This is a genomic window from Delftia lacustris (genome assembly GCF_040267515.1).
GTDB lineage: Bacteria > Pseudomonadota > Gammaproteobacteria > Burkholderiales > Burkholderiaceae_C > Comamonas > Comamonas tsuruhatensis.
The window spans coordinates 4,697,202-4,721,461 of record NZ_CP141274.1 but is presented as its reverse complement, the minus strand read 5'-3'; the positions used below and the strand labels follow the sequence as shown (position 1 = coordinate 4,721,461).

Annotated in this window: 26 protein-coding genes; 18 read left to right on the top strand and 8 right to left on the bottom strand. The window is 69.6% G+C overall.

All coding sequences use genetic code 11. From position 1 onward, the window contains the following. Positions 1-32: 32 nt before the first annotated feature. The 17 genes from U6958_RS22985 to U6958_RS22905 all read left to right on the top strand — a co-directional run bounded on the left by U6958_RS22985 (position 33) and on the right by U6958_RS22905 (position 14,238). The gene (locus tag U6958_RS22985) at positions 33-1,430 is read left to right on the top strand and encodes a cobyrinate a,c-diamide synthase (RefSeq protein WP_074922978.1); all 1,398 of its coding nucleotides are present in this window, start codon (positions 33-35) and stop codon (positions 1,428-1,430) included. Further along, positions 1,430-2,023 carry a bifunctional adenosylcobinamide kinase/adenosylcobinamide-phosphate guanylyltransferase gene (locus tag U6958_RS22980; RefSeq protein WP_047217631.1) on the top strand — a complete coding sequence of 198 codons (594 nt, stop codon included), beginning with the start codon at positions 1,430-1,432 and terminating at the stop codon, positions 2,021-2,023. Before U6958_RS22985 ends, U6958_RS22980 begins: the two co-directional genes overlap by 1 nt. After that, the gene (locus tag U6958_RS22975; protein ID WP_074922979.1) at positions 2,020-2,898 is read left to right on the top strand and encodes an ABC transporter substrate-binding protein; all 879 of its coding nucleotides are present in this window, start codon (positions 2,020-2,022) and stop codon (positions 2,896-2,898) included. The genes U6958_RS22980 and U6958_RS22975 overlap by 4 nt, the downstream gene beginning before the upstream one ends. A 41-nt stretch (positions 2,899-2,939) precedes the next feature. Continuing rightward, a complete protein-coding gene (locus U6958_RS22970; RefSeq protein WP_047217633.1) occupies positions 2,940-3,923 on the top strand; it encodes an iron ABC transporter permease in 984 nt (327 codons plus the stop codon). Next, positions 3,920-4,723 (top strand): ABC transporter ATP-binding protein, encoded by an 804-nt coding sequence (locus tag U6958_RS22965; RefSeq protein ID WP_074922980.1) that lies wholly within the window; start codon positions 3,920-3,922, stop codon positions 4,721-4,723. The genes U6958_RS22970 and U6958_RS22965 overlap by 4 nt, the downstream gene beginning before the upstream one ends. 16 nt (positions 4,724-4,739) lie before the next feature. Then, entirely contained in the window at positions 4,740-5,540 is an 801-nt protein-coding gene (locus U6958_RS22960) for an aminoglycoside phosphotransferase family protein (RefSeq protein WP_083393635.1), read from the top strand. Positions 5,541-5,624: 84 nt separating this feature from the next. Then, the gene (locus U6958_RS22955; RefSeq protein ID WP_016445218.1) at positions 5,625-6,416 is read left to right on the top strand and encodes a phytanoyl-CoA dioxygenase family protein; all 792 of its coding nucleotides are present in this window, start codon (positions 5,625-5,627) and stop codon (positions 6,414-6,416) included. A 225-nt stretch (positions 6,417-6,641) separates the two neighbouring features. Beyond that, complete coding sequence (locus U6958_RS22950) at positions 6,642-6,887, top strand: DUF6364 family protein (protein WP_016453068.1); 246 nt, start codon at positions 6,642-6,644, stop codon at positions 6,885-6,887. Next, complete coding sequence (locus U6958_RS22945) at positions 6,884-7,321, top strand: TA system VapC family ribonuclease toxin (protein WP_016453067.1); 438 nt, start codon at positions 6,884-6,886, stop codon at positions 7,319-7,321. The genes U6958_RS22950 and U6958_RS22945 overlap by 4 nt, the downstream gene beginning before the upstream one ends. Positions 7,322-7,350: 29 nt before the next feature. Next, complete coding sequence (locus tag U6958_RS22940) at positions 7,351-8,016, top strand: aspartate/glutamate racemase family protein (RefSeq protein WP_016445221.1); 666 nt, start codon at positions 7,351-7,353, stop codon at positions 8,014-8,016. A gap of 63 nt (positions 8,017-8,079) precedes the next feature. Continuing rightward, complete coding sequence (gene cobO / locus U6958_RS22935; RefSeq protein ID WP_013803210.1) at positions 8,080-8,649, top strand: cob(I)yrinic acid a,c-diamide adenosyltransferase; 570 nt, start codon at positions 8,080-8,082, stop codon at positions 8,647-8,649. A 39-nt stretch (positions 8,650-8,688) separates the two neighbouring features. After that, the gene (gene bluB, locus U6958_RS22930; protein ID WP_074922981.1) at positions 8,689-9,396 is read left to right on the top strand and encodes a 5,6-dimethylbenzimidazole synthase; all 708 of its coding nucleotides are present in this window, start codon (positions 8,689-8,691) and stop codon (positions 9,394-9,396) included. After that, positions 9,393-10,475 (top strand): adenosylcobinamide-phosphate synthase CbiB, encoded by a 1,083-nt coding sequence (gene cbiB, locus U6958_RS22925; RefSeq protein ID WP_074923030.1) that lies wholly within the window; start codon positions 9,393-9,395, stop codon positions 10,473-10,475. The genes bluB and cbiB overlap by 4 nt, the downstream gene beginning before the upstream one ends. After that, the gene (locus U6958_RS22920) at positions 10,472-11,515 is read left to right on the top strand and encodes an aminotransferase class I/II-fold pyridoxal phosphate-dependent enzyme (RefSeq protein WP_074922982.1); all 1,044 of its coding nucleotides are present in this window, start codon (positions 10,472-10,474) and stop codon (positions 11,513-11,515) included. Before cbiB ends, U6958_RS22920 begins: the two co-directional genes overlap by 4 nt. Continuing rightward, positions 11,502-13,007, top strand: coding sequence for a cobyric acid synthase (locus tag U6958_RS22915; protein ID WP_074922983.1), 1,506 nt, complete (start codon positions 11,502-11,504; stop codon positions 13,005-13,007). The genes U6958_RS22920 and U6958_RS22915 overlap by 14 nt, the downstream gene beginning before the upstream one ends. A 142-nt stretch (positions 13,008-13,149) precedes the next feature. Beyond that, the gene (locus U6958_RS22910) at positions 13,150-13,581 is read left to right on the top strand and encodes a hypothetical protein (RefSeq protein WP_016445226.1); all 432 of its coding nucleotides are present in this window, start codon (positions 13,150-13,152) and stop codon (positions 13,579-13,581) included. A 285-nt stretch (positions 13,582-13,866) separates the two neighbouring features. Then, positions 13,867-14,238, top strand: a complete 372-nt coding sequence (locus tag U6958_RS22905; RefSeq protein ID WP_012204656.1) for an oxidoreductase — start codon at positions 13,867-13,869, stop codon at positions 14,236-14,238. Positions 14,239-14,323: 85 nt separating this feature from the next. Here the strand turns inward: U6958_RS22905 and otnI are convergent, their stop codons facing one another. The 7 genes from otnI to U6958_RS22870 form a co-directional block, all read right to left on the bottom strand. Further along, on the bottom strand, positions 14,324-15,121 hold the full coding sequence (gene otnI, locus U6958_RS22900; protein WP_074922984.1) for a 2-oxo-tetronate isomerase: 798 nt from the start codon (positions 15,119-15,121) through the stop codon (positions 14,324-14,326). 35 nt (positions 15,122-15,156) lie between these two features. After that, on the bottom strand, positions 15,157-16,440 hold the full coding sequence (otnK, locus tag U6958_RS22895) for a 3-oxo-tetronate kinase (RefSeq protein ID WP_074922985.1): 1,284 nt from the start codon (positions 16,438-16,440) through the stop codon (positions 15,157-15,159). Further along, entirely contained in the window at positions 16,437-17,357 is a 921-nt protein-coding gene (gene ltnD, locus U6958_RS22890; protein ID WP_074922986.1) for an L-threonate dehydrogenase, read from the bottom strand. Before ltnD ends, otnK begins: the two co-directional genes overlap by 4 nt. Further along, the gene (gene denD, locus U6958_RS22885; protein WP_074922987.1) at positions 17,354-18,337 is read right to left on the bottom strand and encodes a D-erythronate dehydrogenase; all 984 of its coding nucleotides are present in this window, start codon (positions 18,335-18,337) and stop codon (positions 17,354-17,356) included. The genes ltnD and denD overlap by 4 nt, the downstream gene beginning before the upstream one ends. 43 nt (positions 18,338-18,380) lie before the next feature. Continuing rightward, positions 18,381-19,712 carry an MFS transporter gene (locus U6958_RS22880; protein ID WP_074922988.1) on the bottom strand — a complete coding sequence of 444 codons (1,332 nt, stop codon included), beginning with the start codon at positions 19,710-19,712 and terminating at the stop codon, positions 18,381-18,383. 114 nt (positions 19,713-19,826) lie between these two features. After that, a complete protein-coding gene (locus U6958_RS22875) occupies positions 19,827-20,465 on the bottom strand; it encodes an aldolase (protein WP_016445233.1) in 639 nt (212 codons plus the stop codon). A gap of 146 nt (positions 20,466-20,611) precedes the next feature. Next, a complete protein-coding gene (locus U6958_RS22870) occupies positions 20,612-21,379 on the bottom strand; it encodes a FadR/GntR family transcriptional regulator (protein WP_016445234.1) in 768 nt (255 codons plus the stop codon). A gap of 115 nt (positions 21,380-21,494) precedes the next feature. Here U6958_RS22870 and cobT point away from each other — a divergent pair, with 115 nt between their 5' ends. Next, positions 21,495-22,739, top strand: a complete 1,245-nt coding sequence (cobT, locus tag U6958_RS22865; protein ID WP_074922989.1) for a nicotinate-nucleotide--dimethylbenzimidazole phosphoribosyltransferase — start codon at positions 21,495-21,497, stop codon at positions 22,737-22,739. A 17-nt stretch (positions 22,740-22,756) separates the two neighbouring features. Here cobT and U6958_RS22860 read toward each other — a convergent pair whose 3' ends face one another. Further along, positions 22,757-24,220: a PLP-dependent aminotransferase family protein gene (locus U6958_RS22860; protein ID WP_074922990.1), complete on the bottom strand. Its 1,464-nt coding sequence runs from the start codon at positions 24,218-24,220 to the stop codon at positions 22,757-22,759. Between the last annotated feature and the right edge of the window lie 40 nt (positions 24,221-24,260).

The window sequence follows — 24,260 nt, the reverse complement described above, 5'->3', positions numbered from 1 at the left end:
GCGCACTACAATGCGCCGCGCGGAGCGAACACATGAACATTGACCTTGGCCAGGGCGGGGCACGCTGCCCGGCGCTGCTGATCACTTCCACGGCTTCGGGCCAGGGCAAGACCACGCTGACGGCTGCGCTGGCGCGGCTGCATGCGCGCCAGGGCCGGCGCGTGCGCGTGTTCAAGTGCGGCCCCGACTTCCTGGATCCGCACTGGCATGAACTGGCCAGCGGCGCGCCCGTGCACAGCGTAGACCTGTGGATGACGGGCGAGTCCGACATGCGTGCACGCCTGCACGCAGCCGCCTGCGAGGCCGATCTCATCCTGGTGGAAGGCGTCATGGGGCTGTTCGACGGCACGCCCTGCGCGGCCGATGTGGCCGAGCGGCTGGGCCTGGCGGTACTGGCCGTCATCGACGCCTCGGGCATGGCCGGCACCTTTGGCGCGCTGGCCCATGGCCTGCAGTACTATCGGCCGGGCCTGCGCTGGGCCGGCCTGCTGGCCAACCGGGTGGGCAGCGCCCACCATGCCGATCTGCTGCGTGCCGGCCTGCGCGATCCCTCGCTGTGGCTGGGCGCGCTGGCGCGCGTGCAGGGCAAAGGCGCCGCCTCGCTGCTGCCCGAAAGACACCTGGGCCTGGTCGCCGCACATGAACTGGACGATGCGCTGGTGCGCCTGGACGTGGCCGCCGACGCGCTGCAGGCTACGCCGCTGGGCCAGTTGCCCTGGCAGGCCGGGCCGGGGCAGGGCGCCAGCTGGCAGGACTGGTCCGTGGATTTTGAGCTGCCTGCCGAACGCACCGAGCAGGTGCAGCCCTGGCTGGCGGGCCGCACCGTGGCCGTGGCGCGCGATGCGGCCTTCAGCTTCATCTATGCGGCCAACCTCGACTGCCTGCGTGCCATGGGCGCGCGGCTGGCGTTTTTCTCGCCGCTGGCCGGCGAGCGCCTGCCGGATTGCGATGCGCTGTGGCTGCCCGGCGGCTATCCCGAGCTGCACCTGGATGCTCTGGCCGCCAATGCCGCGCTGCGCGGCGACATCGCCGGCCACGTGGCTGCCGGCCGCCCGGTCTGGGCTGAGTGCGGCGGTATGCTGGCGCTGTGCGAGCGACTGACCGACACCGCGGGCCGGACCACGGACCTCTGGGGCCTGTTGCCCGGCCATGCCTGCATGCAGCCGCGCCTGGCGGGACTGGGCATGCTGCAGCTGCCCACGCCCTGGGGCCTGCTGCGCGGCCACACCTTTCACTACAGCCGGCTGGAGACTTCCATGACCGAGGCCGGGCGCAGCAGCCGTCCGGGACAGGACGCCCATCCCGACCGGGGCGAGGCGCTGTACCGCCACGGCAGCGTGCATGCCAGCTATTTCCATGCCTGGTTTGCCTCGCAGCCGCGTGCCGTGGCCGCGCTGCTGGGCGCCGACATTCATCCGGGGACCGCGTGATGACCGAGCCCATCTCCACCGTTTCGCTTCCCCGCAGCCAGCTCATTGTGGGTGGCCAGAAAAGCGGCAAGTCGCGCCGCGCCGAATTGCTGGCGCGCGCCTGGCTCGATGGCGCACCGGACCGCGAGGCCGCGCTGATCGCCACCGGCCAGCCCTGGGACGACGAAATGCGCGAGCGCATCGCCCGCCACCGGCGCGACCGCGCCGAGCGCGTGCCCGGCATGGCCACGCTTGAGGAGCCGCTGGACCTGGCCGCCATGCTTGCGCGGCACAGCACGCCGCAGCGCCTGCTGGTGGTGGACTGCCTGACGCTGTGGCTGACCAACTGGATGATGCCGGCCCAGCCTTCCGAGGAACTGGCGCGTGGATGGTCGGGCCAATGCGCGGCCTTTCTTGACGCCTTGCAGGGCGCGCCCGGCCCGGTGATCCTGGTCGGCAACGAGATCGGCCTGGGCGTGATTCCGCTGGGATCGCAGGTGCGCGCCTTCGTCGATGCGCTGGGCGTGCTCAACCAGCGTGCGGCGCAAAGCTGCGAAACCGTCACGCTGATGTGCGCCGGCCTGCCGTTGGCGCTCAAGGGCCCGCAGCCGTGAGGCCATGGCGTCTCGCCCTGTGGGGCCTGGCGTTGGCACTGGCGCTGTCTGCGGCGCAGGCTGCCATCCGGGTCACGGACGGGCGGGGTGTCCAGGTGGAGCTGCCCGCGCCGCCGCAGCGCATCGTCAGCCTGCTGCCCTCGCTGACCGAGACCGTGTGCGCGCTGGGCGGCTGCCAGCGCCTGGTGGGCGTGGACCGCTATTCGAACTGGCCGGCCCATGTGAAGACCCTGCCCGTGATGGGCGGCGGAATCGATCCCAACATCGAGGCCATCGTCGCGCTCAAGCCCGATCTGGTGCTGGTGTCCATGGCCTCGCGCTCGGTGGCGCGGCTGCAGGCCTTGGGCCTCAAGGTCGTGGCGCTGGAGCCGCGCACCCATGCCGATGCGCAGGCCGTGCTGCGCACCGTGGGCCAGTTGCTGGACCTGCCGCCCGAGCAGGGTGCCGACCGGGTCTGGGCCGCCATCGAGGCGCGCATGCAGGAGGTGGAGCGCAGCATGGCGCCCGCGCTGCGCGGGCAGACCGTGTATTTCGAGGTCAACCGTGGCCCCTTTGCCGCAGGCGAGTCCTCGTTCATCGGCGAGACCCTGGCACGCCTGGGCATGCGCAACATCGTGGGCGCGCAGCTGGGGCCGTTCCCGCGCATCAACCCTGAATTCGTGGTGCGCGCCGACCCGGACTTCATCCTGGGCGGCGACCGCAGCCTGGGCACTTCGGGCGAGCCCTATCCGGGCTGGGGCCGCATGCGCGCCATGCAGGCCGGGCGCGTCTGCCGCTTTGAACCGGCCGAGCTGGACGTGCTGGTGCGCGCCGGACCACGCATGGCCGAGGGCGCCGCGCTGATGGCGCGCTGCCTGAACGGGGCCGCACGGTGAGGCAGGCCCGCAGGCACCACAGCGGCCTGGCTGCGCCGTGGATGGCGCTGGCCCTGCTGGCCGTGAGTGCCCTGCTCATGCTGCTGGGTGCGGGCGTGGGCAGCACGGGCTGGGAAAGCGTGTGGGCCGCGCGCAGCGATCCGCTGTCCTGGCAGATCGTCACCGAGATCCGGCTGCCGCGCACGGCGGGCGCCTGGCTGGCCGGCGGCCTGCTGGGGCTGGCCGGGGCCATTGCCCAGGGCGTGTTCCGCAACCCGCTGGCCGATCCCTATCTGCTGGGCAGCGCCTCGGGCGCCTCGCTGGGCGTTGCATTGAGCATGGCGGCGCTGGGCGCCTCGCCCTTTGCACTCGCGGGCCTGGCGCGCCTGGGCGTCACGGGCGCGGCCTTTGCGGGCGCGGCCCTGGCCGTGCTGCTGACCCTGGTGCTGGCCCAGGGCGTGCACAACACCATGCGCCTGCTGCTGGCCGGTGTGGTGGTGGGGGTGGTGCTGGGCGCGGCCGCATCGCTGGTGCTGCTGATGAACCCGGACATCATGCAGGCCATGCAGGCCTTCATGCTGGGCAGCACCTCCTTCATCGGCTGGGGCGCCTGCGCGCTGATGCTGGCCGTGCTGCTGGCCACCGCCCTGGGCGCCTGGTGCCTGGGCCGCGTGCTCGACGGCCTGTCCCTGGGCGAGGCCACGGCCCACAGCCTGGGCCTGCCGCTGGCGCCGCTGCGCATGGTGCTTATCTTGCTGCTGGCGCTGGCCACGGGCACGGCCGTGGCGCAGACCGGGCTCATCGCCTTCGTCGGCCTGGCCGCGCCGCATCTGGTGCGCTCCATGGTGCGGTCCATGCACCGCTGGCTGCTGGTGCTCAGCGCGGGCATGGGCGCCGTGCTGCTGCTGGCCGCCGACCTGCTGGCGCGCTGGCTCATCGCCCCCCAGGAGCTGCCCGTGGGCGCGCTCACGGCCTTGCTGGGCGGCAGCTACCTGCTGTGGCTCATGCACCGCCGCCACGCCCTGCGCGGCGGGGAGGGCGCATGACGGCACTGGCCCCCGCCCTGCAAGCGCGCGCCCTGAAGGTTCGCCTGGGCGATCGACAGGTCCTGGGCGGCCTGAGCCTGGCCCTGCCCGCCGGCCGCTGGACCGCCATCGTCGGCCCCAATGGCGCAGGCAAATCCACGCTGCTGCGCGCCCTGGCAGGCATGGAATCCGGCGCTGGCGTGCAAGGCGAGGTGGAGCTCCTGGGTCGCCCGCTGCGGCAATGGAGTGCGCGCGAACGGGCCTGCTCGCTGGCCTGGCTGGGCCAGAACCAGCCCGTGGCCGGTGACATGCGGGTCCAGGACGTGGTCATGCTGGGCCGCCTGCCGCACCAGGGCTGGCTGGCGGCGCCCAGCCAGGCAGACCATGCCGCCGTGGAGCAGGCGCTGCGCCAGACCCAGGGCTGGGACTGGCGCATGCGCAGCGTGGGCAGTCTCTCGGGCGGGGAGCGCCAGCGCGTGCTGCTGGCGCGCGCCCTGGCCGTGCAGGCCCGCGTGCTGCTGATGGACGAACCCCTGGCCAACCTCGACCCGCCGCACCAGGCCGACTGGCTGGAATGCGTGCAGGCCCTGGTCGCCCAGGGCCGCACCGTGGTCAGCGTGCTGCATGAGATATCGATGGCCTTGCAGGCCCAGGACCTGGTCATTCTCGACAAGGGGCAAGTGGTGCACCAGGGGGCCTGCGCCGACGCGGCCACGCATGCGGCGCTGGAGGCCGTGTTCGAGCACCGGCTGCGCATCCGCGCCATCGACGGGCAGTGGCTGGCCCTGCCACGGCTGCGGGGGCAAGCCGCAGCTCCCTGATCGCCTGTTGGAAAAAATGTTTCTCCATGCGCCGTATCTGAGCCGCTGGGCTCTGACCATCGATGGCCAGCCCCTGTCCACGCCGCGCGGCGTGCTGCTGCCCGTGCGCCAGGGCGGCACGCCCGCCATGCTCAAGATTGCGCTGGAGCCCGAAGAGATGGCCGGCGCTCGCCTGATGGCCTGGTGGAATGGCGACGGCGCCGCGCCTGTGCTGGCCCAGGAAGGGCCGGCCTTGCTGATGCTGCGCGCCACAGGACCCGAATCGCTGGTGGACATGGCCCGTGGCGCGCGCGATGAGGAGGCCACGCGCATCCTGTGCACCGCTGCCAAGCGCCTGCACCTGCCGCGCGCCAAGGCGTTGCCATCCCTGGTGCCGCTGACGCAGTGGTTCCATGCATTGCTTGCACAAGGCCATGGAACCGCCAGCCTGCTCGGCCTGTGCGCTGCCACGGCGCGCGAGCTGCTGGCCGCACCGCGCGACGTGGCCGTGCTGCATGGCGATCTTCACCACGGCAATGTGCTGGACTTCGGCCCCCTGGGCTGGCTGGCCATCGACCCCAAGGGCCTGCATGGCGAGCGCGGCTTCGACTACGCCAACATCCTGAGCAATCCCGACCCCGCCAGCGCACTGGCGCCGGGGCGCTTTGCGCGCCGCATGGCCACCATTGCCGAAGTCTCGGGCATTGAGCACAGGCGCCTGTTGCAATGGGTGCTGGCCTGGTCGGGGCTGTCTGCCGTCTGGAGCATGGAAGACGGTGACGATCCTGGCGCTGCAATGGCTGTGGCGCAAATGGCGGCTTCGGCCTTGGCATGCTGATTTTCAGACTGCGCTACATCTCTTCTTCTGCCCCAACAGGGTGAAATGACGCTTCACAGAAAAAGAGGGTGGAGGAATTTTTCGATGCTTGCCGATGCACTGGGGATGTTTGAACAGCAGGGATTTGTCATCTGGCCAAGACCCATGGAGAAGGGCCTTCTCGACAGCTTGGTGGCATCTGTTGAAGCCATCCAGCGCCATGCGCAGGCCAGAACACTGGATCCGGCGTTGGACGAGCTGTTGGTGTACGAGAAAGATCTGCCGGCCAGCAAGCGCGCCGGCTTGGATGGTGCCCTTACCGGAAACTCGATCTTCATTGTTGGAGATCCCGCCCGCTTTGATGAAGTCTTCGCAGAGACACTTCACGATGCCGCGCTTGTCTCGGCGGCAACGACGCTTCTTGGCGTGGACGAGGCAGTGGTCCATTTCATGAACGTGACCATCAAGAATCCCGGATTCGGACGGTCAATCTCCTGGCACCGCGATTATCCCAATGGGTATTTCTGCACCAGGGATTCCAGCTTTGTTCGTCTGATGATCTGCCTGGATGGCATGTCGGTGGAGAGCGGTGCCACCTGCTTTGATGCGGGCACTCATCGCATCTCCGACCAGGAGGCGCAGCAGCAGAAGGTGAGTGGCACCTGGCCCACTCCCGATCCGGCCGACACCGTCACCGTGCAGTGTGACCCAGGCCAGATCGTGGCGATCCACCCGAAGGTGCTTCATGGCGGAGGCATGAATACCGGCTCTGGAATGCGGCGCAACGTCATCCTGCAGATTGGCACTCTGGGTGCAGAGCCCATGACACACGCCGAAGAATCTCTGACCGGCATCGTCATCGGCGCGAAAGGCTGCAGGGAACACCTGAATCGCTGAAGGCGTATCGGGGACGAGGCCAAGGCCATCGTGGACCGCGTGGTGAGGGGCATGATGCCTTCGCCCATCCTTCGCTCATCCCTCGTCCAAGGGCATCTGAAGGGCGCAGGCCGGCCTGGTTGTCCTGCCAGCGGAATTTTTCTAACATACAGAAATCTGTACGAAAGATCTTTGCAAAGGATCTGTGCGAGAAATCTGTACGAAATTCCTGCTCTGGGGGCCGTCATGAAGACCACGCTTGACCTCAACGATGCATTGCTGACCGAAGCAAAGACCTATGCGGCACAGCAGCACACCAGCCTGACGCGCCTGATCGAGGAGGGCCTGCAATTGCGCTTGCGCAAGGCCCAGGCGCCTGCCCGGCGCGTGCGCCTTCCCGTCTACCACGGCAAGGGCGGGCTGGCACCGGGGCTGGACGCACTGAGCAACCGCGCGCTGCTGGATGCCGCCGGTCAGCAGGATCAACCATGACGCCCGATGTCAACCTGCTGGTTGCGGCATCGCGCAGCGACCACCCCCATCATTCGGTGGCCCGCGACTGGCTGGAGCAGGCCATGGCCGATGCCAGCCAGGGCGTGCTGCTGAAATTGCAGCCCATGGTGGTGGCGAACTTTCTGCGCCTGGTCACGCATCCGAAGATCTTCGTCAACCCGACTCCTATGGTCGAGGCTTTGCGCTTCGTTGACGCATTGCTGGCATCGCCCGGCGTCGAGCAGGCCGTGCTGGGTGCCGAATGGCCGGCGTTAAGGCAACTGTGCGCCGACAAGGCGCTTTCCGCCAATGACGTACCGGACGCTTGGCTGGCCGCTGCCGCCATCCACCAGGGCGAGCACGTGGTCAGCTTCGATGCCGATTTCAAGCGCCTGCTGCCGCGCTCCCAGTTCACCCGGCTGGCGCCCCAATAATTCCTTTCCTTTTCAGATTCCCCCAATCCATGACCCGCATCGCCCTCATCCACGCCCTCAGCCATTCCGTCGCTCCCATCAACGAAGCCTTTGCGCGCGACTGGCCCGAGGCGGTACGCATGAACCTGCTGGACGACAGCCTCTCGGCCGACCTGGCGCGCAACGGGCGCGGGCTGGACGCCGCCATGCACGAGCGCTTCCAGCGCCTGGCGCAGTACGCCGTGGACACGGGCGCGCAGGGGATCTTGTTCACCTGCTCGGCCTTTGGCCCCTGCATCGAGGCCGTGGCCGCGCGCCATGCGCCGCTGCCCGTGCTCAAGCCCAACGAGGCCATGATCGAAGAGGCGGTGCAGGCCGTGCAGGGCCAGCAGGGGGCCTTGGGTTTGATCTCCAGCTTCGCGCCCACGCTGCAGTCCATGCCGCCGGAGTTTCCGGCCGGCATCGAACTCGTGCCCGCCCTGGCCGATGGCGCCATGGACGCGCTCAACCGGGGCGACACCGCCACGCATGACCGCCTGGTGGTCGAGCAGGCCAGGGCCCTGGCTGCGCGTGGCTGCACGCGCATTGCGCTGGCCCAGTTCAGCATGGCGCGTGCCCGCGCGGCCTGCGAAGCCGCCACGGGCCTGCCCGTGCTCACCACGGTGGACAGCGCCGTGCGTGCCCTGCAGCGCCGGTTGGGCGTGTGCCTCGGTTAAAGTGGCGCTCCGCTGCGGTGCATGCCCGCCGCAGCGTGTGCAACTTTTGAGGATGACAGACCCATGCAGATCGAACAGGCCCCGACGGAAAAGCCCTATGAAAAGCCCGAAGGCGAACGCCGTGGCCTGGTGCTGGTGAACACCGGCGACGGCAAGGGCAAGAGCACGGCGGCCTTCGGCCTGGCCCTGCGCGCGCATGGCCGGGGCAAGTCCGTCAAGATCTTCCAGTTCATGAAGGTGCCCACGGCGCGCTTTGGCGAGCACCGCATGTTCGAGCAGCTGGGCATGCCCATCGAGGGACTGGGCGACGGCTTCAGCTGGAAGAGCCAGGACCATGAACGCTCTGCCCAGATCGCACGCGAAGGCTGGGAGCGCGCCCGCACGGCCATTCTCTCGGGCGATCACTTCCTGGTCGTACTCGACGAAATCACCTATCCGCTGATCTACGGCTGGCTGCCGCTGGAGCCCGTGCTGCAGGCCCTGGCCGACCGCCCGCGCCATGTGCACGTCATGCTCACGGGCCGGCGCTGCCCCGAGGAAATCATTGCCGTGGCCGATACGGTCACGCGCATGGAACTGGTCAAGCACGCCTTCCAGGCCGGCATTCCCGCCCAGCGTGGTATTGAGGACTGATGCCGCCTGCAGGCCCGGCCTGCGGCGGACAATGGCGGCATGAGCAGCGAAACGCATTCCCGGGCGCCAGAGACCATTCCCGCCCAACCCTTTGCCGAGGCCGAGCGGGCAGCCGTCTACCGCGCGATCCATGAGCGGCGCGACATGCGCCATTTCTGCGGAGGCGAGGTCGCGCCCGATGTTCTGCTGCGCCTGCTGCGCGCGGCCCACCATGCGCCCAGCGTCGGCTTCATGCAGCCCTGGCGCTTCATCCGCGTGCGCGATGCGCAGTTGCGCCAGGGCATACACGCCGTGGTCGAGCAGGAGCGCCTGCAGACCGCGCGTGCGCTGGGCGAGCGCGAGGAAGACTTCATGCAGCTCAAGGTCCAGGGTGTGCTGGATGCGGCCGAGGTGCTGGTCGTGGCCATGCCGCCCGGGCGCGATGCCCATGTCTTCGGCCGCCGCACCCTGCCCGAGATGGATGTGGCCTCGGCCGCCTGTGCCATCCAGAACCTGTGGCTGGCCGCGCGTGCCGAGGGGCTGGGGCTGGGCTGGGTCTCGCTGTTCGATCCCGAGGTGCTGGCCGCGCTGCTGCAAATGCCCGTGGGCAGCCGGCCGCTGGCCGTGCTGTGCCTGGGCCCCGTGTCCGCCTATTACGCAGAGCCCATGCTGCAGCAGCAGAAATGGGCCAGCCGTGCGCCGCTGCAGGACATGCTCTACGACGACCTGTGGGGCCAGCGCGCCGCCGGGGCGCCGCCGCAGGCATGAACGACAGCCATTTCTGGCAACTGTCGGGCGCCGCGTTCAGTCCGCTGTGGTGGAGCTGGCAGGCGCTGTCGCAGCCTGTGCCCGACCCCTGGGCCCGCCACGCCCTGGCCGCCGCGCTGGCCGTGCCCGTGGCCCTGCTGATCGACCGGCTCTGGGGCGAGCCGCCCGTGTGGATGCACCCCGTGGTCGCCATGGGCCGGCTGCTGGCTGCGGTTGGGCGAAGAATTGCCCCACGCGAAGAACATGTGCGCGACTGGCCACGCTTTGCGCTGGGCGCAGTCGCCTGGTGCCTGCTGGCGCTGCTGTTCTTCGCCATCTACGCGTTCATCCAGTGGCTGCTGCCGCCCATGCCCTGGTGGCTGGGGGCGCTGGTGCTGGGGGTGCTGCTCAAGCCCTTGCTGTCCTGGCGCATGCTGCGCGACGAGGTGCTGGCCGTGGAAGCCGCACTGCAGCAATCCCTGCCTGCAGGCCGCGAGCACCTGACCTGGCTGGTCAGCCGGGACACGGCGCAGCTCGACGCAGGCCAGGTGCGCGAAAGCGCCATCGAAACCCTGGCCGAGAACCTCAGCGACTCCGTGCTGGCGCCGCTGTTCTGGTTTGCCGTGGCCGGCCTGCCGGGCGCGGCCCTCTACCGCTTTGCCAACACGGCCGATGCCATGTGGGGCTATCCGGGCTGGCGCGGGCAGGGCGATGACCGGCGCCACTGGCAATGGGCCGGCAAATGGACGGCGCGTGCCGATGACCTGCTCAACTGGATACCGGCGCGCCTGACCGCCTTGCTGCTGGCCTTGTCCGGCCTGGCCGCTGACCGGCGGCCGGGCTGGAGTGCGCTGCGCCAGGACGCGTGCATCACCCCGTCGCCCAACGGCGGCTGGCCCATGGGCGCCATGGCAAGGCTGCTGGGTGTGCGCCTGGGCAAGCCCGGCGTCTACGTGCTCAACCCCGCAGGCTGCGTGCCGCAGGCGGCCGAGCTGCAGCAGGCCGTGGCGCATGCGGGCCGCGTGGTCGCCATGCTGGTGGCTGCAGGGCTGGCCGCCGCCCTGGTCATTGCATGGGCGATGGCAGGAAAGACACCATGAAACCGATCCCAGTCACCCACGGCGGCACGGATGCGCTGGGCGTGCCCGCGCACGATTTCTCCACCAACCGCAATGCCTGCGGACCTTGCCCGCAGGCGCTGGATGCGCTGTCCCAGGCACATGCAGCCCAGTACCCGGACCCGCACTACACGGCGTTGCGCGCACGGCTGGAGGACCTTCATGGCGTGCAGGCCGAGCGCATCGTCATCGCGGCCAGTGCCAGCGACTTCATCCACCGAATCACCATGCATGCGGTGCGAGAGGGCGCGGCCGTCGCCAGCCTGCCGGCACACCACTATGGCGACTACGCCCACGCGGCGCAGGTCTGGCGCCTGCCCCTGGCCGCGCGCGACGGCATCACCGAGGCCGGCCCCGGCCTGCACTGGGCCTGCGCGCCATCGAGCCCGCTGGGCCAGCCCGAAGATGTCTGGCCCCTGTGGACCGAGCCCGCACCGCCCGGCACCTGGCGCGTGATCGACTGCGCCTATGCGCCCCTCAGACTGGAGCCGGGCATGGAACCCGCCGTGCCCTCCCTGGTGCGCGATGCCTGGCAGATGTGGACTCCCAACAAGGCCCTTGGCATGACCGGCGTGCGCGCGGCCTACGCCATTGCGCCCGAAGCCGTGCCGCACGACGAGATTGATGCCTTGCGTGCCCTGTCACCCTCCTGGCCCGTGGGCGCCCATGGCGAGGCCATGCTCACGGCCTGGACCGCACCGGCCACCCGGCAATGGCTGGCGCAAAGCCTGCAACGGCTGCGCGATTGGAAGGCGCAACAGATCGATCTGGTGCAGCGCCTGGGCTGGCAGGTGCTGCCCGGCTCGCAGGCCAATTACTTTGTGGCGCGCTGGCCGCAGGCACGGCAGGGCGACGCCATGCAGACGCGTCTGGCCCAACTGCGCGCGCAGGGCATCAAGCTGCGCGACTGCGACAGCTTTGGCCTGCCCGGCTGCGTGCGCATGGGCGTGCTGGCGCCTGCATCCCAGAACGCCTTGCTGGCTGCCTGGCAGCCAATGGAGAAACACCATGCAATCGAGTGAACCCGCCGCCGTGAACCTGCCCTTGCCCGAGCCCGGCCAGCGCCCCGCGCTGTGCGTGATGGTGCTGGGCACCAGCAGCGGTGCCGGCAAGAGCTGGGTGGCCACCGCGCTGTGCGCCTGGTACCGCGCCCAGGGCTACAAGGTGGCGCCCTTCAAGGCGCAGAACATGAGCAACAACGCGCGCGTGGTCTGCGCGCCGGGCGGTGCCTGGGGCGAGATCGGCACGGCACAGTACCTGCAGGCCCTGGCCGCAGGCTGCGCGCCCGATGTGCGCATGAACCCGCTGCTGCTCAAGCCCGAGGCCGACATGCGCAGCCAGGTCGTGCTGCTGGGCCGGGTCAGCGAGGAACTCTCGGCCTTGCCCTGGCGCGGCCGCAGCGCCCGCGTGTGGCCGCAGATCGCCGAGGCGCTGGACAGCCTGCGTGCCGACAACGACGTGGTCGTCATCGAGGGCGCAGGCTCGCCGGCCGAGATCAACCTGCATGCCAGCGACGTCGTCAACATGCGCGTGGCGCGCCACTGCGGCGCGCATTGCCTGCTGGTATCCGACATAGACCGCGGCGGCGCCTTCGCCCACCTCTACGGCACCTGGGCCCTGCTGCCTCCGGAAGAACAGGCGCTGATCCGCGGCTTCGTGCTCAACAAATTCCGGGGCGACGCCAGCCTGCTGGCGCCCGCCCCGCAGATGCTGCAGGAGCGCACCGGCGTGCCCACCGTGGCCACCATCCCCATGCAGTTCCAGCATGGCCTGCCGGAGGAGGATGGCGTCTTTGACGACCGTGGCTCTGGAGGCGGGGCGGGGCGCGCCGTGCACACCACCATCGCCATCGTCGCCTACCCGCGCATCAGCAACCTCGACGAATTCCAGCCCCTGCTGCAGGTGCCGGGCCTGCGCGTGGTCTGGGCGCGCACGCCGGCCCAGCTGGCCGGCGCGGACTGGATCATCCTGCCGGGCTCCAAGGCCACGGCTGCCGATCTTGCCTGGATGCGGTCCCAGGGCCTGGATGCTGCCGTCGCCGCCCATGCGGCGGCAGGCCGGCAGGTGCTGGGCATCTGCGGCGGCCTGCAAATGCTGGGCGAGGCGCTGATCGACCTGCACGGCGTGGACGGCAACGCAGCCGGCCTGGGCCTTCTGCCGCTGACGACCCTGTTCGCGCCCGACAAGACCGTGCTGCCCGCCAGCGTGCAGCTGCCGCCGCTGCCAGGGGCTTGGGCGGCGCTGTCCGGCGTGCAGGCCCGGGTCTATGAAATCCACCATGGCCAGACCAGCGTGCGCCCCGACATGGTGGCTGCCGGCAGTGCCGTGGCCGAGCCTGTGCCGGGCCTGCTGTGGCACAGCCCTGACGGCCGCATCGCCGGCTGCTATTGGCACGGCCTGTTCGAGAACGCGGACGTGCTGCGCGCCCTGTGGGGTGCCGAGGTTCCCACGCTGGACAGCGTCTTCGCGCGCATGGCCGACGGCGTTCAGCGCTGGTTTGCCACCCAGGCTTGACCCAGGTCGGCGACCGCTTGCGCGTTGCGCGGCAACATGTAGGCCATGGACTGCATGCGCAGCCGTGCTGTACCGATAAATGGGGAGCTGGAAAACACGCATGCTTGGGCCTTGACTTTTTCACGAGGAATGGAGTGAAGCTATGAAGAATCCATGGATCCGTCCCCTGCAGCTGTGTATTGGCGCTGCCGTCCTGGGCATGGCCGGCCTGGCCACCGCCCAGCCCGGCCCCGGGCCTGATGGCACGCCGCCTCCGCCCCCCGCCGCGGAAAAGGCCAAGCCCCATCACCACCACAAGAAGCACGCCGAGCACAAGGGGCCCGCCAAGCGCGGCTATGACCGCCGCGACCCTGCCCAGCACGAGGCCGCCGCCGTCCAGGAGCAATCGCGCCGAGGCGGCGTCCAGTCGGGCGACAACTTCCAGCGCAATGCCGTGGCCCGCTGCGATGTCTTCAAGAACGAAGGCGACCGCCGCTCCTGCGTGGAGCGCGTCAAGGACGGCCAGGTCAGCGGCTCCGTCGAAGGCGGCGGCGTGCTGCGCGAGTACACCGAGCAGGTTCCTGTAAGGCAATAACAGCGCTGGCTGTTGTTCACCTGAGAAAACCCGCCGGGCCACGAAGCCGGCGGGTTTTTTTGTGGGCGAATGCAGGCTCCCGCGTCAGCAGCCGGTGGTGTGGTCCGTGCTGCAGGCAGCCGGTATCGAACCTCGACCGCAGAGACCTGGCCCGCCACCACGCCCCTGTCCACCGGATTTGACCTGGGTCATACAAACCCATTCCACCCGCCCCGGACCGGCGCGCACCGGCAAGGCATTTCTATGATGGCGCCGTACTTCCCATATGGAAAAAGGATTCATCCCATGCAAGCCTTCCGGATCGTGGTCATTGGTGCGGGGCAGACCGGCACTCCCTTGCTGCAGCAGTTGCTGGACGCGCCCTTCGTGCAGTTGCTTGGGGTGGCCGACCTGGATTTGAACCAGCCCGGCATCGCACTGGCACGCGCGCGCGGCGTGCCGGTCACCACCCGGTTCATGGAGCTGGTGGACGCGGCGGTGGACATCATCATCGACGTGACCGGCTCCCTGCAGGTGCGCGAATCGCTGCGCAGCAAGATGGTGGAGACCGGCAACACGCACACGCTGATCATGCATGAGGCGATTGCGCTGCTGATGATGTCGCTGTCGGCCGGCCGGCTGGTGGTCGGCAAGCACAGCGATCTGGAATATTCCTGAACGCAGGCGGCGGATACGCAGGACAGCTATCCGCCCCATCCTCCCGTGCTCGGCGTATGACGCGCTGCCGCCGCAGACGCTACAGCTACAGCCACTCCTTCATCCACCCCAGCCCCTCGCTGGTAGCGTGTGCCGCCGCGCCGCGCGCGGGGCGGTATTCGCAGCCTATCCAGCCGTCGTAGCCCAGCTGGTCCAGCAGGCGGAACAGGTAGGGGTAGTTGACCTCTCCCACGTCGGGTTCGTGGCGTTCGGGCACGCCTGCGATCTGCAGGTGGCCCACGCGGCCCGTGGGCAGGTACTGGCGGATCTTCATGGCGAGGTCTCCCTCGACGATCTGGCAGTGGTAGAGGTCCATCTGGACCTGGACATTGGGCTCGGCAATGTCGGCCAGCAGCGTATGGGCCTGGTCCTGGCGGCTCAGGAAGAAGCCGGGCATGTCGCGGCCGTTGATGGGCTCCAGCAGGATGGCGATGCCGTGGGGCGCGGCCAGCCGTGCGGCATGGCGCACGTTGGCGATGTAGGTGGCGCGCAGGATGTCATCGCTGGCGCCTGCGGGCTTGAGCCCGGCCATGACGTGGATGCGCGGGCAGCCCAGGGCCCGTGCATATGCGATGGCGCGTTCCATGCCCTGGGCGAATTCCGCCTCGCGCCCGGGGATGCAGGCCAGGCCGCGCTCGCCCGCGTTCCAGTCGCCGGGCGGGGCGTTGAACAGTACCTGCCGCAGGCCGTGGTCCTGCAGGCGGCGGGCCAGTTGCTCGGGCGCGAAGTCGTACGGGAACAGGTATTCGACGGCCTGGAAGCCGTCGCGCGCGGCGGCCTCGAAGCGGTCAAGAAAATCCAGGTCGTTGTAGAGCATGGACAGGTTGGCGGCGAAGCGGGGCATGAAGGCTTTCCTGAAAACGGATGCTGAGTGTGGCATCAGGCGCGCTGCAACGCGCCGAAGGCCTTGGTGAAGAAGTCCGTGGTGCCGAAGTTGCCGGACTTGAGCGTGAGGTGCAGCCCCTGCGGCGCCAGGGGCGAGGCGGCATGGCACCAGGGCACGCCAGGGTCGATCTGCGGCCCTATGCGCATTTGCTCGATGCCCAGCGCCTGCACGCAGGCGCCCGAGGTTTCGCCACCGGCCACGATGAGCTGGCGCACGCCCGTCTCGACCAGCCCCCGGGCGATGGCGGCGATGGTCTGTTCGACCAGTGTGCCGGCCTGCTCCACGCCCAGGCGGCCCTGCACGGCCTTGACGGCCGCGGATTCGGCCGTGGAGTAGATCAGCACCGGGCCGCTGGCGATGTGCTGGCGGGCCCAGGCCAGGGCCTTGCCGGCTTCGTCCTCGCCGGCGGCGATGCGCAGGGGCTCCAGCGCCAGGGCAGGGCGCCCCGAGGCGATGAAGTGCGCCACCTGTGCATTGGTGGCCACCGAGCAACTGCCCGAGACGACCGCCTGCAGGCCGGTGGCGGTTGGCAGGGCAGCGGCCTGGGCCGTGGGCTGGATGCCGAAGTTCGCGGGCAGGCCGATGGCCACGCCCGAGCCGGCTGTGACCAGGGGCATGCCGGCCAGCACCGGGCCCAGGCGCAGCAGGTCGTCGTTGGAGACGGCATCGACCACGGCCATGCCCACGCCCTCGGCCTGGAGTGCGGCGATGCGCGCGCGGATGGCGGCCTCGCCCTGCGCGACCGCCACATGGTCGATCAGGCCCACCTTGCGCCGTGTCTGCGCCTGCAGCACGCGCACCAGGTTGGCATCGGTCATGGGCGTGAGAGGATGGTTGCGCATGCCGCTATCGCTGAGCAGCACATCGCCTACGAACAGGTGGCCCTTGAAGACGGTGCGCTGGTTGTCGGGGAAGGCCGGTGTGGCGATGGTGAAGCCACAGCCCAGCGCGTCCATCAGCGCATCGGTCACGGGGCCGATGTTGCCCTGCGGCGTGCTGTCGAAGGTGGAGCAGTACTTGAAGTAGATCTGCGGCGCGCGGCCATTGGCGCCCTGGGCCTGCAGCCATTCGAGGGCCTGCAGCGATTGCGCAATGGCATCGGCCGGCGCGATGGTGCGCGACTTGAGCGCGACCACGACGGCGTCCACGCCCTCGTCCACCGGGCCGGCGGGTACGCCAATGCTTTGCACCACGCGCATGCCTGCGCGCACCAGGTTGTTCGCCAGGTCGGTGGCGCCCGTGAAGTCGTCGGCTATGCAGCCCAGAAGAAGGGTCATGGGGATTCCGATGGAGCCTGGGGCAGGGTGATGCCCGGGAATATCTTGATGACGGCGCTGTCGTCCTCGCGGCCATGGCCGGCGGTGGATGCCTGCATGAACATCTGGTGGGCCGTGGAGGCCAGGGGCAGCGGGAATTTGCTGTGGCGCGCGGTGTCCAGCACCAGGCCCAGGTCCTTGACGAAGATGTCCACGGCCGACAGCGGGGTGTAGTCGCCGGCCAGCACATGGGCCATGCGGTTCTCGAACATCCAGCTGTTGCCGGCGCTGTGGGTGATGACCTCGTAGAGCGCGGCGGCATCGACGCCTTCGCGCAGGCCCAGGGCCATGGCCTCGGCCGCTGCGGCAATGTGCACGCCGGCCAGCAGCTGGTTGATGATCTTGACCTTGCTGCCCGCGCCCGCGCTGTCGCCCAGGCGGTAGACCTTGGCGGCCATGGCGTCGAGCACGCCTTCGCAGGCGGCATAGGCCTCGGGGCGGCCTGCCGTCATCATGGTCATCTGCCCGGACGCGGCCTTGGCCGCGCCGCCGGAGATGGGCGCGTCAATGTAGTGCACGCCCTGCGCCTGCAGCCTGGCCTCCAGCGCCACGGACCAGTTGGGGTCCACGGTGGAGCACATGATGAAGACGGAGCCGGGCTGCAGCGCGGGGGCGATGCCGCCTTCGCCGAACAGCACGGCCTCGGTCTGCCGGGCGTTGACGACCACGCTGACGATGATGCGGCAAGCGGCGGCCATGTCGGCCAGCGTGGCGCAGGCCGTGCCACCTTCGGCTGCGAAGGCGGCTGCGGCCTCGGGGCGGATGTCGTGGACATGCACGTGGTGGCCGGCGCGGCGCAGGCTTTGCGCCATGCCGGCGCCCATGGCGCCCAGGCCGATCACGCCGACGGCGCGGGGTGTGGCGGTGGTGTGGTTCATGGCTGGCGTGGGGGTGTCAGGTCATCGGCGATGTAGGCGCGCACGATGGCCGCAAAGTCCTCGTCGCCGCGCAGGCCCAGCCGGTTGGCGCGCGTGGTATCCCAGCGGCCGGGCCAGCTGCCGACGATGCGCTCGACCTTGTCGTCGGGCTGCCAGCTCACGCGGTTGGCCACTTCGTCGCCAGCCACTTCGCGCAGCGCGCGCACCATGTCGCCTGCGCTGACGGACACGCCAGGCAGGTTGATGGGGCGGCGGTCGGCGACGGCGCTGGCATCGAGTTCGCAGCCTGCGACCAGGGCCTCGACGGCGCGGCGTGGCGACAGCAGCCACAGGCGCGTGGTGGCACCCACGGGGCAGTTGGCCGCCTCGCCGTTGAGGGGCTCGCGGATGATGCCGCTGGCAAACGACGAGGCGGCCGCATTGGGCCGGCCCGGGCGCACGCTGATCGTGGGCAGGCGCAGCACGCGGCCGTCGACAAAGCCGCGCCGCGTGTAGTCGGCCAGCAGCAGCTCGGCAATGGCTTTTTGCGTGCCGTAGGAGGACTGCGGGTTCAGGGCCGTGCCGTCCAGCACGATGTCTGGCAGGTCGCCCCCGTAGACGGCCACCGAGCTGGTGAAGACCACGCGCGGCATGTGGCCCACGGCGCGGCAGGTCTCCAGCAGGGCGCGCGAGGCATCGAGGTTGATGCGCATGCCCAGGTCGAAGTCGGCCTCGGCCTGGCCGCTGACCACGGCGGCCAGATGGAAGATCACGGCTGTGTCCTGGTCTATGGCGCCGCGCAGCACCTGCGGGTCGGCGATATCGCCCACCAGGGAGCGCACGCGCGTATCCGCGATGGCGTCGTTGGCCACCACGTCGAGCAGGTCGATCTGGTGGATGGGCCAGCGGGTGCCGGCCAGCGTCAGCGCACCCTGTTCGAGCAGCTTGCGGGCCAGGCGCTGGCCCAGGAATCCGGCGCCGCCGGTGATCAGTACTTTCATGTGTCTTGGGGCTTGGAGCTTGAAGGATGGGAAGAAGGGCCGGTCAGCGGTTGACCATCTTTGCGGGGGTGAGCCAGACCGCGATGGCGCCCACCACGAGCACCCCCGCCAGCACGAACATGCCGGCCTGCGTGGACTGGGTCAGGTCCTTGAGGTAGCCGATCATGTAAGGGCTGGCGAAGCCCGCGAGGTTGCCGACCGAGTTGACGATGGCAATGCCCGCCGCCGCTGCCGTGCCCGACAGAAAGGCCGTGGGCAGCGACCAGAACAGCGGCGCGCAGGTCAGCACGCCGGCTGCGGCCAGCGACAGGAAGATCAGGGAAAGAACGGTGTTGTCGGCGAAGAAGGCCGTCATCGCAAAGCCCACGGCGCCCATCAGCGCGGGCACGATCAGGTGCCAGCGGCGCTCGCGGCGCCTGTCGGCGCTGTGGCCCATCAGGTTCATCACCACGATGGCGCACAGGAAGGGGATGGCACTGAGCAGGCCGATGTTCAGCGCGCCCGTGACGCCCGTGGACTTGATCAGCGTGGGCATCCAGAAGGTCAGCCCGTACTGGCCGGCGACGAAGGCGAAGTAGATCAGGCACATCCACCAGACGCGGCGGTCGGCGAAAACGGCCTTGAGCGAATGCTTCTGGGCGCCTGAGTGCTGCTGGTCCAGCTCGATCTCGCGCGCCAGCAGCTGCTTTTCGGAGGCCGTCAGCCACTTGGCGCTGGAGATGCCGTTGTCCAGATAGAAGATGGTCACCACGCCGATCACCAGGGCGGGAATCGCCTCGATCAGGAACATCCACTGCCAGCCGTGCAGGCCATGGTCGCCGTGGAAGGCCTGCATGATCCAGCCCGACAGCGGGTTGCCGAAGATGCCGGCCACGGGGATGGCCGACATGAACAGCGCCACGATCTTGGCTCGCCGGTGGGCCGGGTACCAGTAGGTCAGGTACAGGATCACGCCGGGGTAGAAGCCCGCCTCGGCCAGGCCCAGCAGAAAGCGCAGGATGTAGAAGCCCGTGGGCGTTTCCACATACATGAACATGGCCGACAGAATGCCCCAGGTGATCATGATGCGGGCGATCCAGACGCGCGCGCCCAGGCGGTGCATGAGCAGGTTGCTGGGCACCTCGAAGAGGAAGTAGCCGATGAAGAACACGCCTGCGCCCAGGCCGAACACGGTCTCGCTGAAGCCCAGGTCCTGGGACATCTGCAGCTTGGCAAAGCCCACGTTCACGCGGTCCAGGTAGGCGATCACATAGCACAGCATGAGGAACGGCACGAGGCGCCAGAACACCTTGGCGTAGGCGCGCGCCGTCTCTGCAGAGTCGGCCTGGGCAGGGTGGGCCCCGGCCTGGCCGGATGCGATATCCGTTGTCGTCATTTCAAGTCTCCCTTGGGTTCGCCGCTTGATTCGCCGCTTGGTGCGCCGCCTGGCGGCTGCGCGGCTGTGGATGGGCTGGGTGGTGGAATGCGGCCGTGGGCGCCGCTGTGCAAATCAGTAGCGCGCCCCGAAGGTGGTGCGCAGCTCGTCGATGGCGGCCGCGTCCAGGGGCTGCGGCCGGGGATGGGTCATGAGCCAGAGCCTTGCGGTCTCCTCCAGCTCTTCCAGCACATGGCTGGCCTGCTCCACCGAGCGCTCCCAGACCACGGGGCCCAGGCGCTCGAACAGGGCGCCGCGCACCTGGCCGGCCAGCGCGGCCACCTCGGCGGCGGCCTGCGGGTCGCCGGGCCGGCGGTAGCGGATCAGCGGGATGCGGCCCACCTTCATGACCTGGTAGGGGGTGATGGGCGGCAGCACCTCGTCCTCGCGCCAGACGCCGGACAGCGTCAGCGCCACGAGATGGGTGGAATGCGTGTGGATGACGGCACACGCCTCGCCGTCATTGCCGTAGATGCCCCGATGCAGGACCAGGGTCTTGGAAGGCTTGGCGCCGCTGACCCAATGCCCGCCGGCATCGACCTTGGACAGCTCTGCCGGGTCGAGCCGGCCCAGGCAGGCGTCGGTGGGGGTGATCAGCCAGCCGTCATGCAGGCGCGCGCTGATGTTGCCGGCAGCGCCGACGGTGTAGCCCCGCTGGTAGAGGCTGGCGCCGGTGGCGCAGATCTGCTCGCGGATGCGGGATTCGTCGCTCATGGGTGAACGCCCAGGCAAAGGCCGGGTGTGCCTGGTGCAAAAAGAGATGTGACTGATATTGTCATCAGGTCATCATACAAATTTTGCGCAAAAACCCAAACAAGGTGAAAACCCTTGGCCATGCGCCAAGGGGTGGTTTCGGAGGTTCAGGGCTTGGCGGCCAGGATGTCGCGGGCTAGGCGTTCGCCGTCCTGCTCCCAGAAGCTGGCGTCGGCGCGGTGGATGCGGTCTATGGCGTTGCCCATGTGCGTGGCGGCGGCCTTGCGCGCGGCCTTGGGGTCGCCGGCCTCGATGGCCAGCACGATGCTGTGGTGCTCGCGTTCCACGGCCTTGCCGAAGTCCTCGCGCCGCGCCTCGTTGGCGCGCGTGATGCGCATGGCACCGCGCAGGAACTGCGACAGGTAGTCCAGCGTGCTGATGAGGAACGGGTTGCCCGAGGCCTGGGCAATGGCGCGGTGAAACGCCATGTCTTCCTCCACGCCGTCACGGCCCAGCCGCACGGCCTCGGCCAGGGCGCTCTCCGCATCGTGGATGCGCTGCATGTCCTCTTCGCTGCGCCGCCGCGCCGCGAGTTCGGCCACCTCGGTCTCCAGTGCGCGGCGCACCTCGGTGATCTGGATCAGCGCATTCCTGCCAGCCGCCGGCAGGCCTTCGAAGTCCAGTGGCTCTATGCCTGCCGCCTTCACGAACACGCCGCTGCCCTGGCGCGATTCCACCAGGTTGCGCGACTTGAGCTGGGACACCGCCTCGCGCACGACGGTGCGGCTGACCTCGAGCTGCTGCACGAGCTCGGCCTCGGTCGGCAGCTTCTGCCCCGGCTGCAGGTTGCCGGCGCGGATGCGCGCCTCAAGCTGCCGGGCAACCTGGTCCGCAAGCTTGAGACCGGGCTGAATGGCCGAGAAGGAAACCGTCATGGGGGTGGGGGCTGGGGAGACACGTGTGGCAGTGATTGTCTCAGAACGGTGCGGCCTGTACGGCCTGCTGCGGCAATCGATGCCCAGACCGTCCATGGCGGCAGGAAAGAGACCGATGGTTCTGCCGGAGTTGCGCGGCGCGCCATACTTGCGCCTTTGCAATCCGCCCGCCACGCCCGCCCCGGGCCAAGGCCGCTTCGCCATGTCAACGCCCACCCCGCATTCCGCTGCACCCACAGAACACTCGCACGATGGCGCCAATGCCGCCACTACCGCTATAGCGGCTATTCCCGCCATCGCCTCGCTGGCCGATGCCGCCTTCACCCAGCGCGTGCAGCACGCCATAGACCACAAGACCAAGCCGCTGGGCGCGCTGGGGCGGCTGGAGCAGCTGGCGCTGCGCATTGCCTGCATCCTGGGTCAGGACAGGCCGGTGCTGCAGCAGCCGCAGATGCTGGTGTTTGCGGCCGACCACGGGCTGGCTGCGCGCGGCGTGTCGGCCTATCCGGTGGATGTGACCTGGCAGATGGTCGAGAACTTCATGGCCGGCGGCGCCGCCGTCAGCGTGCTGGCACGCCAGCATGGGCTGGCGCTGAACGTGGTGGACTGCGGCGTGGCACGCGACTTTCCCGCGCGCGAGCAGGACCCCGACGACAAGCTTCCCCAGCCCGGCCAGCCGCGCCTGTGGCGCCGCAAGCTGGGCTACGGCACGCGCGACTGCAGCCAGGGCCCGGCCATGACGGCCACCGAATGCGCCATGGCCCTGCGCAACGGCGCGGCCCTGGTGCGCCAGTTGCCGGGCAATGCGCTGCTGCTGGGCGAGATGGGCATTGGCAATACCTCCAGCGCATCCTTGCTGCTGGCGCGGCTGTGCGGCGAACCGCTGGCCGAGGTCACGGGCGCTGGCACCGGCCTGGATGCGGCCGGGCTGGCCCGCAAGATCGGGGTGCTGCAGGAGGTGCTGCAGCTGCACGCCCAGGCCACGGAACCGCTGGACGCGCTGGCGGCCATGGGCGGCTTCGAGGTCGCCACCATGGTGGGCGCCGTGCTGCAGGCCGCTGCCGAGCGGCGCGTCATCGTGGTCGATGGCTTCATCACCACGGCCGCCGTGCTGGTGGCCAGCCGCCTGCAGCCGGCCGTGCTGGAGCGCTGCGTTTTCTCGCACCGCTCGGGCGAGCCCGGCCATGTGCGCATGCTGGCCCACCTGGGTGCCGAGCCGCTTCTGGACTGGCAACTGCGCCTGGGCGAAGGCTCGGGCGCGGCCCTGGCCTGGCCGCTGCTGGTGTCGGCCTGCGCCATGCTGGGCGAGATGGCCAGCTTTGCGCAGGCCGGGGTGAGCACACGCTCGCAAGAGGCATAGCCGCCTGCGCCGGGCCGCTATTCCAGCGCCGTGGCCGCCGCCAGCTGGCCCAGCCGCCTGACCAGCGCGCCAAAGCGCGCGGCATCGGTGTTGCCATAGCCGATCACCAAGCCGTTGTCCTGGGGCAGCGGTGCCAGGGCGAAGGACGACAGGGCGCCCGGGTTCATGCCGGCGCGCCGTGCCTGCTCCACGATGGCGCGGTCGGACAGGTCCGGCGGCAGCCGCACCGTCAGGTGCAGGCCGCCGTGGCCGCCCAGCACCTCATGCTCCACGCCCAGTTGCGTGGCCAGCGCCTCGCGCAGGGCCGCCTGGCGCTCGCGGTACAGGCGCCGCATGCGGCCCAGGTGGCGCGAGAACTGGCCGCTTTCCATGAAGTCCGCCATGGCCAGCTGCTCCAGTCGATGGCCGCCGCGCAGCATCTCCTGCACGGCGGATGCCGCGCTGGTGGCCAGGGCCTGCGGCAGCACCACAAAGCCCAGGCGCAGTGCCGGGAACATGGTCTTGCTGAAGGTGCCCACATAGAGCACGGGCGCGTCCGGCACCTGGCCCTGCATGGCGGCGATGGGCGTGCCCTGGTGGCGGAATTCGCTGTCGTAGTCGTCCTCGATGATCCAGGCCCCCGCGCGGCGCGCGCGCTCCAGCAGGTCCAGCCGGCGCGCCACCGACAGCACGGCGCCCGTGGGATATTGGTGCGACGGCGTGATCTGGATCAGCCGTGGAGGATGGCTGTCCCACAGGCCGGGCGCGATGGCTGCGCCATCCGCATCCACGCGCAGTGTGCTGACGCATAGGTCTCCCCCCGCAAAGGCCGACTTGGCGCCCCGGTAGCCGGGCTCCTCCAGCCAGGCATGGTCGCCCGGGTTGGTGAGCAGTTGCACGCACAGGTCCAGCGCACCCTGGGCGCCTTCGGTGACGATGATGCGCGAGGCATCGCAGCGCACGCCGCGCGAGATGCGCAGGTGCTGCGCAATGGCCTGGCGCAGTGCGGGCTCGCCCGCAGGGTCGCCATAGTCCAGCGTGGCGCTGGCGGGAAGGCGCAATGCGCGGTCCTGCGAACGGCGCCAGGCGGGCAGGGGAAACCTGTCCAGGGCGGGCGTGCCCGGCGTCAGGGGCAGGCTGCGGTCCAAGGCGTGGCGTGTGGGCGCGATGCGGTCCAGGCGCCGTGCCGTGCGGGGTGCGCAGGGGGGCGCGGCGGCGGCCTCGGCGGCTGCCGTGGAATGGGTGGATACAGCCGCCACGCACGTGCCCTGCCGGTCGGCGACCACATAGCCTTCGGCCGCCAGTTGCTCGTAGGCGATGAGCACGGTGTTGCGCGAGACTCCCAGATCCTCCGCCAGCGAGCGCGAGGCCGGCAGGCGGTCGCCGGCCGGCAGCCGGCCCGCCAGGATGGCCTGCTTCAGGCGCTGGATCAGCTGGCGCTGGCGCGGCGGCGCGCCGGCGCCGGTGAGCAAGGGGCTGGTCAGCAGGTCAGGGGCGGGCATGCAATGGGTGGCGTGGCACCATGAAATAAGAGGGATATGG

Bases quoted from the DNA above. Each gene is read 5' to 3' on its own strand.
- U6958_RS22945 (WP_016453067.1), top strand. From the start codon at position 6,884: ATGACGCCCGATGTCAACCTGCTGGTTGCGGCATCGCGCAGCGACCAC.
- U6958_RS22905 (WP_012204656.1), top strand. From the start codon at position 13,867: ATGCAAGCCTTCCGGATCGTGGTCATTGGTGCGGGGCAGACCGGCACT.
- U6958_RS22985 (WP_074922978.1), top strand. From the start codon at position 33: ATGAACATTGACCTTGGCCAGGGCGGGGCACGCTGCCCGGCGCTGCTG.
- otnK (WP_074922985.1), bottom strand. From the start codon at position 16,440: ATGACCCTTCTTCTGGGCTGCATAGCCGACGACTTCACGGGCGCCACC.
- U6958_RS22960 (WP_083393635.1), top strand. From the start codon at position 4,740: ATGTTTCTCCATGCGCCGTATCTGAGCCGCTGGGCTCTGACCATCGAT.
- cobO (WP_013803210.1), top strand. From the start codon at position 8,080: ATGCAGATCGAACAGGCCCCGACGGAAAAGCCCTATGAAAAGCCCGAA.
- U6958_RS22950 (WP_016453068.1), top strand. From the start codon at position 6,642: ATGAAGACCACGCTTGACCTCAACGATGCATTGCTGACCGAAGCAAAG.
- denD (WP_074922987.1), bottom strand. From the start codon at position 18,337: ATGAAAGTACTGATCACCGGCGGCGCCGGATTCCTGGGCCAGCGCCTG.
- U6958_RS22970 (WP_047217633.1), top strand. From the start codon at position 2,940: ATGGCGCTGGCCCTGCTGGCCGTGAGTGCCCTGCTCATGCTGCTGGGT.
- cobT (WP_074922989.1), top strand. From the start codon at position 21,495: ATGGTTCTGCCGGAGTTGCGCGGCGCGCCATACTTGCGCCTTTGCAAT.
- otnI (WP_074922984.1), bottom strand. From the start codon at position 15,121: ATGCCCCGCTTCGCCGCCAACCTGTCCATGCTCTACAACGACCTGGAT.
- ltnD (WP_074922986.1), bottom strand. From the start codon at position 17,357: ATGAACCACACCACCGCCACACCCCGCGCCGTCGGCGTGATCGGCCTG.
- U6958_RS22875 (WP_016445233.1), bottom strand. From the start codon at position 20,465: ATGAGCGACGAATCCCGCATCCGCGAGCAGATCTGCGCCACCGGCGCC.
- U6958_RS22940 (WP_016445221.1), top strand. From the start codon at position 7,351: ATGACCCGCATCGCCCTCATCCACGCCCTCAGCCATTCCGTCGCTCCC.
- U6958_RS22860 (WP_074922990.1), bottom strand. From the start codon at position 24,220: ATGCCCGCCCCTGACCTGCTGACCAGCCCCTTGCTCACCGGCGCCGGC.
- U6958_RS22910 (WP_016445226.1), top strand. From the start codon at position 13,150: ATGAAGAATCCATGGATCCGTCCCCTGCAGCTGTGTATTGGCGCTGCC.
- cbiB (WP_074923030.1), top strand. From the start codon at position 9,393: ATGAACGACAGCCATTTCTGGCAACTGTCGGGCGCCGCGTTCAGTCCG.
- U6958_RS22920 (WP_074922982.1), top strand. From the start codon at position 10,472: ATGAAACCGATCCCAGTCACCCACGGCGGCACGGATGCGCTGGGCGTG.
- U6958_RS22915 (WP_074922983.1), top strand. From the start codon at position 11,502: ATGCAATCGAGTGAACCCGCCGCCGTGAACCTGCCCTTGCCCGAGCCC.
- U6958_RS22880 (WP_074922988.1), bottom strand. From the start codon at position 19,712: ATGACGACAACGGATATCGCATCCGGCCAGGCCGGGGCCCACCCTGCC.
- U6958_RS22965 (WP_074922980.1), top strand. From the start codon at position 3,920: ATGACGGCACTGGCCCCCGCCCTGCAAGCGCGCGCCCTGAAGGTTCGC.
- bluB (WP_074922981.1), top strand. From the start codon at position 8,689: ATGAGCAGCGAAACGCATTCCCGGGCGCCAGAGACCATTCCCGCCCAA.
- U6958_RS22980 (WP_047217631.1), top strand. From the start codon at position 1,430: ATGACCGAGCCCATCTCCACCGTTTCGCTTCCCCGCAGCCAGCTCATT.
- U6958_RS22955 (WP_016445218.1), top strand. From the start codon at position 5,625: ATGCTTGCCGATGCACTGGGGATGTTTGAACAGCAGGGATTTGTCATC.
- U6958_RS22870 (WP_016445234.1), bottom strand. From the start codon at position 21,379: ATGACGGTTTCCTTCTCGGCCATTCAGCCCGGTCTCAAGCTTGCGGAC.